The organism is Paraburkholderia sp. BR14374, from assembly GCF_040948685.1.
GTDB lineage: Bacteria > Pseudomonadota > Gammaproteobacteria > Burkholderiales > Burkholderiaceae > Paraburkholderia > Paraburkholderia youngii.
In genome coordinates, this window is the sequence record NZ_JBFPKF010000002.1 from 373,783 (window position 1) to 388,358 (window position 14,576).

Below are 14,576 nucleotides of genomic sequence, written 5' to 3' on the forward strand. Positions count from 1 at the left end.
CTCATTGCATCGGTTTCAGTCCATCGAGCAGCGTCGGCACGAGTTCGCTGATGGTCGGATGCACGTGCATCGCGTATTGCAAAGTGGGATACGGCGCGCCCGCCGTCATGATGTCGACGAACGTATGGATCGCCTCGTCGCCCTCGACGCCGTGAATCGCCGCGCCGAGTATCTGTTTGCTGTTCGCATCGACGAGCGCCTTCATGAAGCCGTCGGTTTCGCCACGCTCGCGCGCACGGCCCACGCGCGACATCGGCATCGTGGCGATCAGCGCTTTGCGGCCGCTCTTGCGCACCTCCTCTTCCGACATGCCGACACGCGCGAGCGGCGGATCGACGAACACCGCGTACGTCATGATCCGCGTGTCGACGCTGCGCGCGCCGCCGTCGAGCAGGTTCGCCGCGACGATCTGGTAGTCGTCGTAAGACGTATGCGTGAACGCGCCGCGGCCGTTCACGTCGCCGATCGCCCACACGCCCGGCACGCTCGTGCGCAGCTGGCCGTCGACGATGATCGTGCCGTGCCGGTCGGTCTCGATGCCCGCGACGTCGAGACCGAGGTCGTCGGTATTCGGCGTGCGGCCGGTCGCGATCAGCAGATGCGATGCCTCCATCGCCGGAATGTTCTGCTCGAAGCCGACGCACACGTCGTTTGCGCGATGCGGATGCGGCTCGACGCGCGTCGGCTGCACGCCGAAATGAAACTCGACGCCCTCGCGCGCGAGCACCTTCTGCACCGATTCCGCGAAATCGGCATCCTCGCGGTTGAGCACGCGCTCGCCACGCACCAGCACGCTGACGCGGCTGCCGAAGCGGCGAAACACCTGCGCGAATTCGAGCGCGATATAACTGCCGCCGACGATCACCAGATGATTCGGCAACGTGGTCAGTTCGAGCAGCGTCGAGTTCGTGTAGTACGGAATCCGCTGGATGCCTTCGAGCGGCGGCACGACCGCGCGCGTGCCGGTGTTGATGAAGATTTCGAACGCGCTGAGCTCGTCCAGCAGTTGGCCGTCGCGCCCGATGATCGAGAGCGTGCGCGCGCCGGTGAAGCGCGCGTGGCCATTGAACACCGTGATGTTTTCCGTGCCGCGCAGCCATTTTTCGACGCCGCTGCGCGACTGTCCGATGATCCGGTCCTTTCGCGCCTTGACGGCCGCCATATCGACGCCGACCGAGCCCACCTGCACACCGAGGTCCGCCGCATGGCGCGCCACGTGCGCCGCGCGGGCGCTCGCCACATAAGATTTGGTCGGCGTGCAGCCAACGTTGACGCAGGTGCCGCCGAAGTCCGCGCGTTCGATCACCGCGGTACGGCGCCCGCTTTGAGCGAGCCGCACGGCGAGCGGCGAGCCGCCTTGTCCCGTACCGATCACGACTGCGTCGAAGTGCTGTGGCATGGCAACTCTCCCGGGGCTGGGTGCAGGTCGTTGCATCTTACGCTTAGTGCCACGGGCTGCCATGCGATGTCGGATTGTGCGGGCGCTTTGGCGATGGCCCCGTTTTGCCACGCGCCGCGCGAGGTGGCGCCAATCCGTTGGGATTACTGTGAATACTCCGCGGGACTTCTCAGGCGTGGCAATGAACCGCGCAAATCAGCTCGCGCGAACGCTGCAATGCGGCCTGCGCGCCGCGCGCCGCGAACACCCAGCCGACCTGGCCGAGATTGAAGTCTTGCGACACCATCACCTGCATCAAGGCGACCATCGGCAACACGACCGATGGCCGGTAAAGCTGGTTTCTGATCAATTCTGACATCACGACCCCCATTGCGGAGCGCCGCTTCGGCACTGCGCACCAATAACGTTTCGATGGGGGAATTCTAGGGAGCGCGTCGCCGCCGATAAATAGCGGCAACGCGAAGTCACTTGTTCGGCAAACTGAACAATCGCATCAGGACGCCTTCGCCATGCCGATCAATTGCGCGTCGTACAGCGTGCGCGCATAGGCGCTGGCCCCGACCGGCCGGCTGTACAGGTAGCCCTGCTGCTTGTCGCAATCGATCGCGCGCAGAAACGCCGCCTGCTCGGCGGTCTCGACGCCCTCGGCGGTCACGTTCATGCCGAGCGAGTGCGCCATCGCGACGACCGCCTGCGTGATCGCGATCGAATCGCGATGATCCGGCAGCCCCGCGACGAACGACCGGTCGATCTTCAGGTTGTGCAGCGGAAAGCGCTTCAGGTACGACAGCGACGAATAGCCGGTGCCGAAATCGTCGACCGACACGCGCACGCCCATTGCGCTCAGCGCGCTCAGCATCGGCAGCACGGTGTCGCTGTCGCTCATCAGCAGCCGCTCGGTGATTTCGAGTTCGAGCGCGGACGGTTCGAGCGCGGACTGCGCGAGACAGCGCTCGATGCGCTCGAGCAGCCCGTCGTTGAACTGCCGCGGCGACAGATTCACCGCGACGACCAGATGCGGCGCCAACGTGCGCCGCCACTGCGCGACCTGCTGGCAGGCGTGTTCGAGCACCCAGTCGCCGATCTCGACGATCAGCCCGGCGTCCTCGGCGACCGGAATGAATTCGCCCGGCGACACGTTGCCCAGTTCGCTGTTGTACCAGCGCAGCAGCGCTTCCGCGCCGATCGTGCGGCCGCTCTGGCTATCGACGATCGGCTGGTACACGAGGCTCAGCTCGTTGCCCGCGAGCGCGCGCCGCAGCGACTGCTCGATCGTGAAACGCCGCTGCAGATGCTGGTTCAGCTCGGCGGTGAAGAACTGGAAGTTGTTGCGGCCGCGTTGCTTCGCGTGATACATCGCCGAGTCCGCGTTGCGCATCAGCGTCGCGACGTCCTGGCCGTCTTCGGGAAAGAGGCTAATGCCGATCGACGCGCCCAGGTAGTACTCGTTGCCCGCCACCGCGAACGGCACCGCGATCATGTCGAGAACACGATGCGCGAGGCCGATCAGCTCGCTGGTATTACCGCACGCACTGGAGACGATCACGAACTCGTCGCCGCCCACCCGCGCCAGCGTGTCGCTGTGCCCGACGCAGGCCGACAACCGCTCGGCGACGCTGCACAGCAGGGCATCGCCGGCCTCGTGACCGGCGGTGTCGTTGACCTTCTTGAAGCCGTCGAGATCGACGAACAGCACAGCGACGCTGGCGAGTTCGCCGCCATGCTCGCCGCCGGCGCTCGGCGCGAACAGGTCGCGCATCCGCTCGGTCAGGTAGGCGCGGTTGTAGAGGCCCGTCAGCGAATCGCGCGTGGCGAGGTACTTCAGCTGGCGCTGCGCCTCGCGCACCGGCCCGATGTCGGAAAACGAAATCAGCACGGAGTCCGGTTCGCTGTCGCCCGGGCGCAGGATCGGCACGACGTTTTCCGTGATCCACACGACTTCGCCACTCATCAGCTCGAGGCCGATCGTCACGCCGAGCATCGGCTTGCCGGTCGCGAAGACCTGGGTGACCGGACGGTTGGCGTCGCCGATCACCGAGCCGTCCTCGCCGAACGCGCGTGTCATCACGGTCTGCATGCTGCGGCCGACGACCTGCGGTGTCACGTGCAGCATGCGCTGCGCACTCGGATTGCAGGCGAGCACGATGCCGGTGCGCGACTGCACGACGATACCTTCGCTCAGATGATCGACGACCAGCCGGTGACGCTCCTCGCTATGCGCGAGGCGCTGCGCCATCGCGTCCTGATGGACCGCGAGGCCGACGCTGCTGCCGATGTCGCGCAGCATCGCCTCTTCCTCGGGGGTCGGACGGCGCGTGGTGCGGTAGTAGACCGCGAACGCGCCGAGCACGTTGCCGGCATCGTTTTCGAAGGGCACGGACCAGCAGGCGCGCAAGCCGTGCGGCAATGCGAAAGCGCGGAAGTTTTCCCACAGCGGATCGGATTCGATGTCGTCGACGATCACCAGACGGCGCTCGAACATCGCCGTGCCGCACGAGCCGGCGCGCGGACCGATCGCGGCGCCCTCGATCGCGGCGCTGAACGGGGGCGGCAGCGACGGCGCGCCGCCCACGCGCACGTGCAAGCCGTCGGGGTCGAGCAGCAGGATCGAGCAGCACGCGCCGTCGCCGAGCAGCGCCTCGGCGCGACGGCAGACTTCGTCGAGCAGCTCGGGAAGCGGCGTGTTGCGCGTGATCAGCCGCAACACGCTGCGCTCGGATGCGAGTACTTCCTCGGCCCGTTCCGGGCGATAGCGGGCGCCCTCCGGCGCGGCTGTCGTCGTGCCACGTGATGTCGCTTCGCAAATCATAGTTGCGCCCCCCAACCCAACATCGGCAAGTTAGTGTACGCGGCACACCGGGGTTTACGCTGAGCACCGCGTGAAAATCTGCCACGCATCGCGTGCGGACGGCTACCGGTGTGGTGTGCAAGCATCGGTTGACGCGGGTACGACGGGCGACGGCAGGTCTGAGGCCGTCGGTTCGTGGCCCGCAGGCGCCGCAGCGGCTCGATGCCGGGCCGCTGCGGCAGGTTGCGGCGGCCCGATCGGCACCACTGTCTTCAGTGCTGTGGCGGCGTCAATTTCTCAATTGTCAATTGTTGCCGCCGCCTCCTGGTGGCCGTGTTCCGCCGCCACCGCCGCCTTGGGGTCCGCCTTGATGACCGCCTTGAGGTCCGCCTTGACCACTTGGGGGACGATTGGCGCCGCCCTGCTGAGCGCCGCCCGGCGGGCGACCGCCTCCGCCGCCTTGCGGTCCGCCGCCCGGTGGCCGGCCACCCCCACCGCCCTGCTGCGCGCCAGGAGGACGGCCGCCCGCGTTGCCCGGCGGCGAGCCACCCGGAGGACGCCCGCCGACATGCCCCGGCGACGGCCGCCAGTTCGGCGGCGGATGCCCGGCGCCCGGTCGCGGCGGCGGGGGCGGCGCATGACGCGCCCAGCGCGACCGCTGGCCGTACCACGGCTGGCCCCGGTAGTAGTTGCCCCAGTAATCGTTGATCGAGAACGCGAGGATCGGCAGGCCGAGCGCGGCGCCGTAGTTCAGCGGCATGTTGTAGCCCTGGTACGGCGAACTGAGCCGAGACGCATACACCCAGCCGCGCAGATTCGGTGTGGCGACGTCGCACCACTGGTAGTTGCTCAGGCACCCCATCACCGTCACCGGAACGCCGCCCGGTAGCTGCGCGACTATCGGATAGTCGGACGCCGGGCCCGCGCGCAGGTTTGTGCCGCTATTCGTATAGGCCTGCGACTGCGCGCTGGCCACGCCGGGCAAAATCAGCAGGCCCGCTGCCATGTAAAGACCGACCACGAGTTGTCGTTGCATTCGTTCTTCCTATTTCGATGGCCACCTTTTGACCACGCCGGCCTATGTGCCCCCACTTCCAATTTATAGACATTGCGCCTTCTTCATGATACGCGAACGTGCGCGCGCCGTACTCGCGCACGGCACATGCCAGCCGGCAAGCCCGTGCGGCAACATCTGGTAACGACCCGCCCGAACTCCCGCGTTGTTCGAAGGTCCGCGAGGTGCGCGACCGGTCGATCATCGGCGGCATGATCAATCGATGCACCGCCGGGACCCTGATGACCCTTTTCCGCCCCCTCCTGATCGCCGGACTGCTGCTCGCGCACCCGTATGCCAACGCGACCAGCTTCGACTGCCAGCGCGGCCGCTCGCCGGCCGAGCGCATGATTTGCGGCGACTCCGCGCTGTCGGCGCTCGACGACACGTTGGGCCAACTCTACTGGCAAGCGCGTCGACGAGTCGCCCAGCGCCGCGCGTTCATCGACGACAGCGACAGCAAGTGGGCCTGGCGCGAAGCGAACTGCCGTGACGCCGCGTGTCTGCGGACGTGGTACGCGACGCGCATCGACGAGTTGCAGCGGCTGCTGGCGAGCTTGCCGGGCGGCTCGCGGCACGCGGCGTCCGCGGGTGGGAATGTGGACGCGCAGCCGGACCCGTCGACGCTGCAATGCACGGCCGCGAAGCCCGGCCTCGTCGTCAACGAGCAATGTGCGAGCGTGATCGGACAGTCGGGCAAGCGTTGGAAGTATCAGCCGCACGATGGCGACTGGTTTTGCGGCGTGGCCACGCTCGATGCTGTGGACATGGCGCCGCCGCAAGCACAAGCGCGGATGCCGATGCAACCGCAGGTGCAGGCGAGCGTTGGGCAATGAGACGGCGAAACACACTGGCCACGACGGCGATCAACCTGCGCGCCGGGTGAATTGCGCGCGCAAAGCTCAGTCAGCGGCCGACGGCTCACCGCCCTCGCCTGGGCCGAACAGCTCCGCGCAAAGCTGCGCGCCGATTTCGCTCAGCGACGCGGCTCCGGTGCCATCGTCGTGGAACATCGTATCGACGAGACCGCCGCCCGATAGCGCCGTCAATTGCCGCCGCAAGCTGCTCATCGGCACGCCGGCCTGCTTCGACAGCTTCGCTAGCGACCATGCGCGCCGGGGTGTCTCGCGATGCGCGCGCCATAGCTGCGCGAGTATCGCGGCGAGTTGCGGGTCGATGTCGTCGTCGTTCATGTCGGTCTCGCAGTTGTGAGGTGTCGGTCGTATCGTGGTTGCGCCATTCACGCCATCGCCGTAGCCAGCTCGCCGAGCGTCTTCAGCGCCGCCTCGGCCTGCGCGGTCCACGGATAGCTGTAGTTGAGCCGGATGAAGTGCCGATAATCGTTGCGCGTCGAAAACATCATCCCCGGCCCGACCGTGATCCCGCGTTCGAGCGCGGCCTGATAAAGCCGCATCGAGTCGATCGCAACCGGCAGCTCGACCCACAGCACGTAGCCCCCGCGCGGCGTCGACACGCGCGTGCCGACCGGGAAGAAGCGCAGCACCAGCGCACTCATGATGCTCGCCTGCTGCCGGTACACGCGGCGCAGATGCCGCAAATGCCGGTCGTAGCCGTCCTGACGCAGATAATCGGCGACCGCGACCTGCGGCACCGACGGCGTCGTCAGCGTATTCAGGAACTTGAGCTTCTCGACCTGCGCGCGATAACGCCCCGGCAGCGCCCAGCCGATCCGGTACGACGCGCTCAGGCTTTTCGAAAACGACGCACAGTGCAGCACGAGCCCTTTGGTGTCGAACGTCTTCAGCGTCGATGGCCGCGCGTCGCCGAAATACAGCTCCTGGTAGACGTCGTTTTCGATCGCCGGAATCTCGTGCGCGGCCAGCAGTTCGACCAGCTGCCGCTTGCGCTCGTCGGACATGCAGAAACCGAGCGGATTCTGGAAGTTCGGCATCACCATGCACGCGGCGATCTTCTGCCGCGCGATCACCTTCGCGAGCGCGTCGATGTCGATGCCGTCGACCGGATGCGTCGCCACCTCGATTGCGCGCATGCCGAGGCGCTCGATCGCGTGCAGCATCGCGTAGAAGGTCGGCGATTCGACCGCGACGGTGTCGCCCGGCTTCGCGACCGCCTGCAGGCTCAGGTTGATCGCCTCGGTCGCACCGAGCGTGATCACGATTTCGCCCGGATCGACCGGCAGACCGTTTTCCGCGTAGCGCCGCGCGATCTGGCGGATCAGCTCGGGGTTGCCCGGCGGCAGATCGTCGATCAGATTCCAGCTCGCGTGCCGCCGCGCAACCGCGTTCGCGTACTGGTTGATGCGCCGCCACGGGAACAGCGACGGATCGGGATACGGCGAGCCGAACGGCACGGCGTCGTGCGCGCGGATGCTGCGCAGGGTCGACAGCACGAGCCGGCTCACGTCCACCGTCGCGGGCATCGGCGGCGGCGCGGACTTGCGGCCCGCGCGCGCCGCGGCGGGCACCGGCGCGGCAGCGTCGCGCACGAAATAGCCCGACTGCGGCCGGCTCTCGATGATGCCGCGGCTCTCCAGCAGCGCATACGCATGCAGCACCGTCTTGATGCTGACGCCGTGCTGCTGGCTCGCCTGCCGCACCGACGCAATCCGCTCGCCGGCCGCGAATACGTCGCGGCGCACGGCTTCGGTGATTTCGTCGGCGAGTTTTTCGTAGAGCTTCATGCGATTCGGGCGGTCCAGGGATCGTCGCGCAACTGTACTCCTATTCTTTCCGATTTTCTGTATCCGACGTGGATTGTGGAACACAGTACGCTTGCGGGCATTGGTCTGCAAAATCTGTCGAATCTGTCCACCGTCACGTCATGAAGAAGAACGAAGCACAAGCCGAACCCCGCATCGAGCCGTACAAGCACCCCGCCGCCGGCTGGGGCGCGCTGAAGTATGTCGCCATCAACCTGCTCAAGGAAAAGGTCGCGGGCGGCAACTACCGCACGCTGCTCAAGCAGAACCAGCCTGACGGCTTCGACTGCCCCGGCTGCGCGTGGCCGGATCGCGAGCACGCGTCGACGTTCGAGTTCTGCGAAAACGGCGTGAAGGCGGTGGCCGCCGAGGCCACCGGCAAGCGCGTGACGCCGGCGTTCTTCGAGCAGCACAGCGTCGCCGAGCTGATGACGCAATCCGACTTCGAGCTCGAGCAGCACGGCCGTCTGACCGATCCGCTCGTCTACGACGCCGTGCGCGACCGCTACGTGCCGATCGGCTGGGACGGCGCGTTCGAGCTCATCGCAAGCCATCTGAAGCGCCTCGACGATCCGAACCGCGCCGCGTTCTATACGTCGGGCCGTGCGAGCAACGAAGCCGCGTTCCTGTATCAACTTTTCGTGCGCATGTACGGCACCAACAATTTTCCCGATTGCTCGAACATGTGCCACGAGGCGACGAGCCGTGGCCTGCCGCACACGGTCGGCGTCGGCAAGGGCACGGTCACGCTCGACGACTTCGAACACGCGGATACGCTGCTGATCTTCGGCCAGAACCCGGCCACCAACCATCCGCGCATGCTCGGCGAGCTGCGCGAATGCGCGAAGCGCGGCGCCACGATCGTGTCGATCAATCCGCTGAAGGAGCGCGGCCTCGAACGTTTCGCGAGCCCGCAGCATCCGGTCGAAATGCTGACGATGGGCAGCACGAAAATCAGCTCCGTGTTCATCCGTCCGAAGGTCGGCGGCGATTTCGCGCTGATCAAGGGCGTCGCCAAACGCGTGCTCGAACTCGACGACGAAGCGCTCGTGTCAGGCCTCGAGCGCGTGCTCGACGTCGACTTCATCGCCCAGCACACGGTCGGCTTCGCCGCATTCGCCGACGATCTGCGCGCCGAGCGCTGGGACACGATCGTCGCCGAGGCCGGCGTGCCGCTCGACGAGGTGCTGAAGCTCGCCGATATCTACGTGAAGGGCCGCGCGGTGATTGCGACCTGGGGCATGGGTCTCACGCAGCACAAGAACTCTGTCGCGACGGTGCAACTGCTGTCGAATCTGATGATGATGCGCGGCAATATCGGCCGGCGCGGCGCGGGGCTGTGCCCGGTGCGCGGCCACTCGAACGTGCAGGGCGACCGCACGGTCGGCATCGAGGAAAAGCCGACCGAAGCGTTTCTCGACAAGCTTGGTGCAGCCTACGATTTCGCGCCGCCGCGTGAGCACGGTCTCGACGTCGTCAACACGATTCAGGCGATGCTCGATGGCAAGGTGAAAGTGTTCATCGGCCTCGGCGGCAATTTCTCGATCGCGACGCCGGATACGCCGCGCACGTGGGACGCGATGCGCGCATGCGAGCTGACCGTGCACGTGACGACGAAGCTCAATCGCAGCCACCTCGTGCATGGCCGCGACGCCCTCATCCTGCCGACGCTCGGGCGCACCGAGATCGATATTCAGAACGGCGTGGCGCAAGGCGTCAGCGTCGAGGATTCGGTGAGCATGGTGCACATGTCATACGGGATGAACAAGCCGGCGTCGGACAATCTGCTATCCGAAGTGGCGATCGTCGCGCGCATGGCGCATGCGACGTTGGGCAGCGGCAAGGTGGACTGGCTCGCGCATGCGGCCGACTATGCGCTGATTCGCGATGGCATCGCGAAGGTGATCGACGGATTCGACGACTACAACGAGCGGCTGAAGAAACCGGGCGGTTTCCATCTCGGCGTCGCGTCGCGCGATCGCATCTGGAAAACGCCGAGCGGCAAGGCGCAGTTCATCGTCCACGCGATCGCGCTCGACACGCCGATTCATCAGGCGAAGAAGCGTCACGGCGAACGCCTGATGACGCTGATGACCACCCGCTCGCACGATCAGTACAACACGACGATTTACGGTCTCGACGATCGCTATCGCGGCGTGTACGGACAGCGGCGCGTGCTGTTCGCCAACAAGGACGATCTCGCGATGCTCGGGTTCGCGGCCGCTCAGCGTGTCGATATCACGAGCGTGTGGGCCGATGGCATCGAGCGACGAGTGGACGGTTTTCTGCTCGTCGAGTACGACATTCCGCGCGGCTGCCTCGGCGCTTATTACCCGGAGACGAATCCGCTGGTGCCGCTCTCCTCGGTCGCGGATGGCGCGGGTACGCCGACGTCGAAGTCGATTCCGGTGTTGTTGACGGCGTCGGTGGTGGAGGATGCCGCCGTTCTGGCGGCCTGAAGTCGGCTCTATTTTCCGCGCCTTGCGCGCGGCGTGCCTCACACGGGCTTCTTCGCCAGATCGCGATGCGTCAGATACAGGCGCAGATCGAATTCGATCTGATGGTACCCCGGCTGCATGAACTCGCACAGACGATAGAACGCCTTGTTGTGATCGCTCTCTTTCAGATGAGCGAGTTCGTGCACGACGATCATCTTCAGAAACTCCGGCGCGGCGCCCTTGAATAGCGACGCGATGCGGATTTCCTTCTTCGCCTTCAGCTTGCTGCCCTGCACGCGCGAAATGCTCGTATGCAGGCCGAGCGCGTGGCGCATCACGTCGAGCTTGCTGTCGTAAGTGACCTTGTCGATCTGCTCCGCGTTGCGCAGGTGCTCGCGTTTGAGTTCCGCGCAGTACTCGTAGAGCGCGCGGTCGGTTTGCACCTCGTGCGTGTTCGGGTACTTCTGCGCGAGATAGGAGCCGAGCTGATCGTCGGCGATCAGCGTTCTCACCTTCTCTTGCAGAGGTGCGGGGTAGCCGGTCAGGTATTTGAGCGAAGACATGAAGGCGGATCGAGGTTGGCGAGGAGATATTACGCAGGGTCGCGCAGATCGACAAGGTTGGGCGCTTGTCCGGATTTACGCCCAGTTCTGGGGGCTCATCGCGTTATGCGGCGTGACAGTTTCTCACTCAATTTTGTCCGCATAGGCCAACGAGATTCACCGCTTACGTGCGATGCGCCGCAGATTCGAGCAGCACGCTGCCGCCAGTGATACGTAAAAAAATTGACCTGTACTTTCGAGCTCGGTATCAGCGCGAAGCAACTGGATTTCTGATCGGGAAAACTGGAGAGCGAGATCGGCACGGCGATGATCGGCGTGCGCGCATCGTGCCTGTCATTTGCAACTCTGGTGCCGGGGACCGGACTTGAACCGGCAAGCCCGAAGGCGGCGGATTTTAAGTCCGCTATGTTTACCAATTTCATCACCCCGGCAGGGGTCGCAATCGCGCGTGGTCGCGAATTCTACCATCGCCTCGCCGGAGCCCCAAAAACGCCCGACACCACGTTCATCCCCAAGTCACAAACCTTGCCGATAATCCGCTCACGAAAACGATTACAGCGGGCCGCAAACCGATGACGCCGACGATCAAGGATGTCGCCGCCCACGCGGGCTTTTCCATCGCCACGGTATCGCGCGCGATCAACGCGCCGCACACCGTGAACCCCATCACGCTCGACAAGGTACGTCAGTCGATCGACGCGCTGAACTTCCGCCCGAGCCCGCTCGGCCGGCAATTGCGCGGCGAGCGCACGCGCCTGATCGGCGTCGTTCTGCCGACGCTCGCGAACCCGGTGTTCGCCGAATGCCTGCAAGGCATCGACGATCTCGCGTCGGCGCAAGGCTACCGGCTGATGCTGATGACCACGCAGTACGACGTGGATCGCGAACGCCACGCAATCGAAACGCTGCGCGAGCATCGCGTCGAAGGCCTGATCCTGACCGTCGCCGATGCCGACACCCATCCGCTGCTCGACGAACTCGACCGCGACGGCCTGCTCTACGTGCTGATGCACAACGACACGGTGCGCCGCCCGTCGGTGTCGGTCGACAATCGCCTCGCTGCCTACGACGGCGTACGCCGGCTCATCGCCAACGGCCATCGCCGCATCCTGATGCTGGCCGGCTCGTTCGCCGCGTCGGATCGCGCGCGTCAGCGGCATCTCGGCTACACGCAGGCGATGCAGCAAGCCGGCCTCACGGCCGCGCCCGCGCTCGAAGTCGATTTCAACGCCGACGAACTCGCGCCGTCCGTGCTCGCGCACCTGACGCACGGCGCAAACCGTCCGACCGCCCTCTTCTGCAGCAACGATCTGCTCGCGATGGTGGTGATGCGCGGCCTGCGTCGCGCGCGTCTGAAGATCCCGCAGGACATGTCGATTCTCGGCTTCGACGGACTCGCGATGGGCGAACTGCTGTCGCCCGCGCTCGCGAGCATCTGCGCGCCGAATCGCGAGATCGGCCGCGCGGCGTGGCAGCGCCTGCTCGCACGCATCGGCGGCGCGCGCGACGAGCGGGCATTCCCCGCCACCTCGCTCGCGTTGACCCTGCCGCACAGCGTGCGCGAAGGCGCGACGATCGCGGCGCTCGGGTCCCACGCAGATTTCGACAGCGCATCACCAACGCAAGGGCTGACCGCCTAGGCAGGCGTCGCGCACTACAACCGCTTGCAACGACCACCTTTTACGGGCCCGGAGTGAGTGCGGAAGCACTTGCACCGATCGAACACAGGAGACCTGCAGTGACCCACTCGACCTCACTCTTCGCATCCTCGCTCAAACCGCTCTGGCAGAAACTGTCGCACGCCGCCGCGACCGTGCTGCCGGCGAGCCTGCTCGTCGCCGGCGCGGCGCTCGTCACGTTCGCGCCGCAAACCGCGCGCGCCGATGAAACCGCGATCTGCTACAACTGCCCCCCCGAATGGGCCGACTGGGCGAGCCAGATCAAGGCGATCCAGCAAAAGACCGGCATTCGCGTGCCGTTCGACAACAAGAACTCGGGCCAATCGATCGCACAGCTGATGGCCGAGCAGAAAAGCCCGGTCGCCGACGTCGTGTATCTCGGCGTGTCGTCCGCGTTCCAGGCCAAGGACAAGGGCGTGATCCAGACGTACAAGCCCGCGCACTGGGACGACATTCCGGCCAGCCTGAAAGACCCGCAAGGCTACTGGTTCACGATCCACTCGGGCACGCTCGGCTTCTTCGTCAACAAGGACGCGCTCGAAGGCAAGCCGGTGCCGCGCTCGTGGGCCGATCTGCTGAAGCCCGAATACAAAGGGATGATCGGCTACCTCGATCCGTCGAGCGCGTTCGTCGGCTATGCGGGCGCGGTCGCGGTGAACCAGGCGCTCGGCGGCACGCTCGATAACTTCGAGCCGGGCCTCGACTGGTTCAGGAAGCTCAAGGCGAACGCGCCGATCGTGCCGAAACAAACCGCATACGCGCGCGTGCTGTCCGGCGAAATTCCCATCCTGCTCGACTACGACTTCGACGCGTATCGCGCGAAGTACAAGGATCATGCGAACGTCGAGTTCGTGATTCCGCAGGAAGGCACGATCTCGGTGCCGTACGTGATGAGCCTCGTGAAGGGCGCGCCGCATGAAACGAACGGCAAGAAGGTGCTCGATTTCGTGCTGTCCGACGAAGGCCAGAAGCTGTGGGCGCAGGCGTATCTGCGGCCGGTGCGCGCGAGCGCGATGAATGCCGAGACCGCCGCGAAGTTCCTGCCCGCGAGCGAATACGCGCGCGCGAAGCCGGTCGACTTCGCGAAGATGGCCGAGAAGCAGTCGGGCTTCGGCGAGCGCTATCTGCAGGTGATGCATTGAACGACGTCACGTTCCCGCTGCGCTGGCGCATCGCGTTGCTCGCGCCGGCGCTCGCGGTGTTCATCGCGTTCTGGCTGTTGCCGATGGGCGCGCTCGCGCAGCTCTCCGGCGGCGGCCACGCGTTCGCGACCTATCGCGCGATGCTGACCAATCCGCGTTATATGTCGAGCCTCGGAGCGACTGTCGTGCTGTCCGCGGCGGTCACGGCGGCCACTTTGGTGCTGTCGGTGATCGCAGGGCTGCTGCTCGCGCGCCGCGAGTTCGCCGGCAAGCGCACGCTGCTCGCGCTGCTGACGTTTCCGCTCGCATTTCCCGGTGTCGTCGTGGGCTTCATGGTCATCATGCTCGCCGGGCGTCAGGGGCTGATCGGCGCGCTCTCGCTGAAACTCGCGGGCGATCGCTGGGTGTTCGCGTATTCGATGAGCGGCCTGTTTCTCGGCTATCTGTACTTCTCGATTCCGCGCGTGATCGTCACCGTGATGGCTTCCGCGACCAAGCTCGATCAATCGCTCGAAGAGGCCGCGCGCTCGCTCGGCGCATCGCCGTGGCGCATCATGCGCGACATCGTGCTGCCGGCGCTGTCGCCCGGTCTGATCGCGGCAGGCGCCGTGTGCTTCGCGACCGCGATGGGCGCGTTCGGCACGGCGTTCACGCTCGCCACCGACATCGACGTGCTGCCGATGACCATCTATACCGAGTTCACGCTGAACGCGAACATGGTGACCGCCGCGGGGCTGTCGATCGTGCTGGGCATCGTCACATGGGCGGTGCTGGCGATCGCGCGCAGCGCGAGCGGTTCGGGCGTGGCGGCGAGCGCATGAACGACAACCCAT

General features: G+C 65.8%; 12 protein-coding genes and 1 tRNA gene. 5 read left to right on the forward strand and 8 right to left on the reverse strand.

All coding sequences use genetic code 11. The features are described from left to right. Position 1: 1 nt before the first annotated feature. The 4 genes from AB3X86_RS05595 to AB3X86_RS05610 all read right to left on the reverse strand — a co-directional run bounded on the left by AB3X86_RS05595 (position 2) and on the right by AB3X86_RS05610 (position 5,223). Complete coding sequence (locus AB3X86_RS05595; RefSeq protein WP_368595206.1) at positions 2 to 1,399, reverse strand: FAD-containing oxidoreductase; 1,398 nt, start codon at positions 1,397 to 1,399, stop codon at positions 2 to 4. A 169-nt stretch (positions 1,400 to 1,568) separates the two neighbouring features. Next, entirely contained in the window at positions 1,569 to 1,757 is a 189-nt protein-coding gene (locus AB3X86_RS05600) for a hypothetical protein (protein WP_008922008.1), read from the reverse strand. Between the two features lie 135 nt (positions 1,758 to 1,892). Then, positions 1,893 to 4,208, reverse strand: coding sequence for a putative bifunctional diguanylate cyclase/phosphodiesterase (locus tag AB3X86_RS05605; RefSeq protein WP_368595207.1), 2,316 nt, complete (start codon positions 4,206 to 4,208; stop codon positions 1,893 to 1,895). Positions 4,209 to 4,491: 283 nt separating this feature from the next. Further along, the gene (locus AB3X86_RS05610; RefSeq protein ID WP_368595208.1) at positions 4,492 to 5,223 is read right to left on the reverse strand and encodes an SH3 domain-containing protein; all 732 of its coding nucleotides are present in this window, start codon (positions 5,221 to 5,223) and stop codon (positions 4,492 to 4,494) included. A gap of 260 nt (positions 5,224 to 5,483) precedes the next feature. Between AB3X86_RS05610 and AB3X86_RS05615 the strand changes: the two genes are divergently transcribed. Beyond that, positions 5,484 to 6,077, forward strand: coding sequence for a lysozyme inhibitor LprI family protein (locus AB3X86_RS05615; RefSeq protein ID WP_368595209.1), 594 nt, complete (start codon positions 5,484 to 5,486; stop codon positions 6,075 to 6,077). 66 nt (positions 6,078 to 6,143) lie between these two features. Here the strand turns inward: AB3X86_RS05615 and AB3X86_RS05620 are convergent, their stop codons facing one another. Together AB3X86_RS05620 and AB3X86_RS05625 are read right to left on the reverse strand one after the other, a co-directional pair. Further along, positions 6,144 to 6,434 carry an ArsR family transcriptional regulator gene (locus AB3X86_RS05620; RefSeq protein WP_368595210.1) on the reverse strand — a complete coding sequence of 97 codons (291 nt, stop codon included), beginning with the start codon at positions 6,432 to 6,434 and terminating at the stop codon, positions 6,144 to 6,146. Between the two features lie 47 nt (positions 6,435 to 6,481). Beyond that, positions 6,482 to 7,903 carry a PLP-dependent aminotransferase family protein gene (locus tag AB3X86_RS05625; protein WP_368595211.1) on the reverse strand — a complete coding sequence of 474 codons (1,422 nt, stop codon included), beginning with the start codon at positions 7,901 to 7,903 and terminating at the stop codon, positions 6,482 to 6,484. 140 nt (positions 7,904 to 8,043) lie between these two features. On the opposite strand from AB3X86_RS05625, the gene AB3X86_RS05630 reads away from it, so the two are divergent. Then, positions 8,044 to 10,380, forward strand: coding sequence for an FdhF/YdeP family oxidoreductase (locus tag AB3X86_RS05630; protein ID WP_368595212.1), 2,337 nt, complete (start codon positions 8,044 to 8,046; stop codon positions 10,378 to 10,380). 38 nt (positions 10,381 to 10,418) lie between these two features. On the opposite strand, the gene AB3X86_RS05635 is transcribed toward AB3X86_RS05630, so the two are convergent. After that, positions 10,419 to 10,922, reverse strand: coding sequence for a M48 family metallopeptidase (locus tag AB3X86_RS05635; protein WP_368595213.1), 504 nt, complete (start codon positions 10,920 to 10,922; stop codon positions 10,419 to 10,421). Between the two features lie 346 nt (positions 10,923 to 11,268). Beyond that, positions 11,269 to 11,353 (reverse strand) — tRNA-Leu (locus AB3X86_RS05640). A 141-nt stretch (positions 11,354 to 11,494) separates the two neighbouring features. On the opposite strand from AB3X86_RS05640, the gene AB3X86_RS05645 reads away from it, so the two are divergent. From AB3X86_RS05645 to AB3X86_RS05655, 3 genes are all read left to right on the forward strand, one after another. Further along, the gene (locus AB3X86_RS05645; protein ID WP_368595214.1) at positions 11,495 to 12,562 is read left to right on the forward strand and encodes a LacI family DNA-binding transcriptional regulator; all 1,068 of its coding nucleotides are present in this window, start codon (positions 11,495 to 11,497) and stop codon (positions 12,560 to 12,562) included. Between the two features lie 98 nt (positions 12,563 to 12,660). Beyond that, positions 12,661 to 13,743 carry an ABC transporter substrate-binding protein gene (locus AB3X86_RS05650; protein ID WP_368595215.1) on the forward strand — a complete coding sequence of 361 codons (1,083 nt, stop codon included), beginning with the start codon at positions 12,661 to 12,663 and terminating at the stop codon, positions 13,741 to 13,743. Then, positions 13,740 to 14,564: an ABC transporter permease gene (locus AB3X86_RS05655; RefSeq protein ID WP_368591806.1), complete on the forward strand. Its 825-nt coding sequence runs from the start codon at positions 13,740 to 13,742 to the stop codon at positions 14,562 to 14,564. Before AB3X86_RS05650 ends, AB3X86_RS05655 begins: the two co-directional genes overlap by 4 nt. Positions 14,565 to 14,576 lie beyond the last annotated feature (12 nt).

Excerpts from the sequence above, each read along its gene's own strand:
- AB3X86_RS05595 (WP_368595206.1), bottom strand. The coding sequence starts at position 1,399 with ATGCCACAGCACTTCGACGCAGTCGTGATCGGTACGGGACAAGGCGGC.
- AB3X86_RS05600 (WP_008922008.1), bottom strand. The coding sequence starts at position 1,757 with ATGTCAGAATTGATCAGAAACCAGCTTTACCGGCCATCGGTCGTGTTG.
- AB3X86_RS05605 (WP_368595207.1), bottom strand. The coding sequence starts at position 4,208 with ATGATTTGCGAAGCGACATCACGTGGCACGACGACAGCCGCGCCGGAG.
- AB3X86_RS05610 (WP_368595208.1), bottom strand. The coding sequence starts at position 5,223 with ATGCAACGACAACTCGTGGTCGGTCTTTACATGGCAGCGGGCCTGCTG.
- AB3X86_RS05615 (WP_368595209.1), top strand. The coding sequence starts at position 5,484 with ATGACCCTTTTCCGCCCCCTCCTGATCGCCGGACTGCTGCTCGCGCAC.
- AB3X86_RS05620 (WP_368595210.1), bottom strand. The coding sequence starts at position 6,434 with ATGAACGACGACGACATCGACCCGCAACTCGCCGCGATACTCGCGCAG.
- AB3X86_RS05625 (WP_368595211.1), bottom strand. The coding sequence starts at position 7,903 with ATGAAGCTCTACGAAAAACTCGCCGACGAAATCACCGAAGCCGTGCGC.
- AB3X86_RS05630 (WP_368595212.1), top strand. The coding sequence starts at position 8,044 with ATGAAGAAGAACGAAGCACAAGCCGAACCCCGCATCGAGCCGTACAAG.
- AB3X86_RS05635 (WP_368595213.1), bottom strand. The coding sequence starts at position 10,922 with ATGTCTTCGCTCAAATACCTGACCGGCTACCCCGCACCTCTGCAAGAG.
- AB3X86_RS05645 (WP_368595214.1), top strand. The coding sequence starts at position 11,495 with ATGACGCCGACGATCAAGGATGTCGCCGCCCACGCGGGCTTTTCCATC.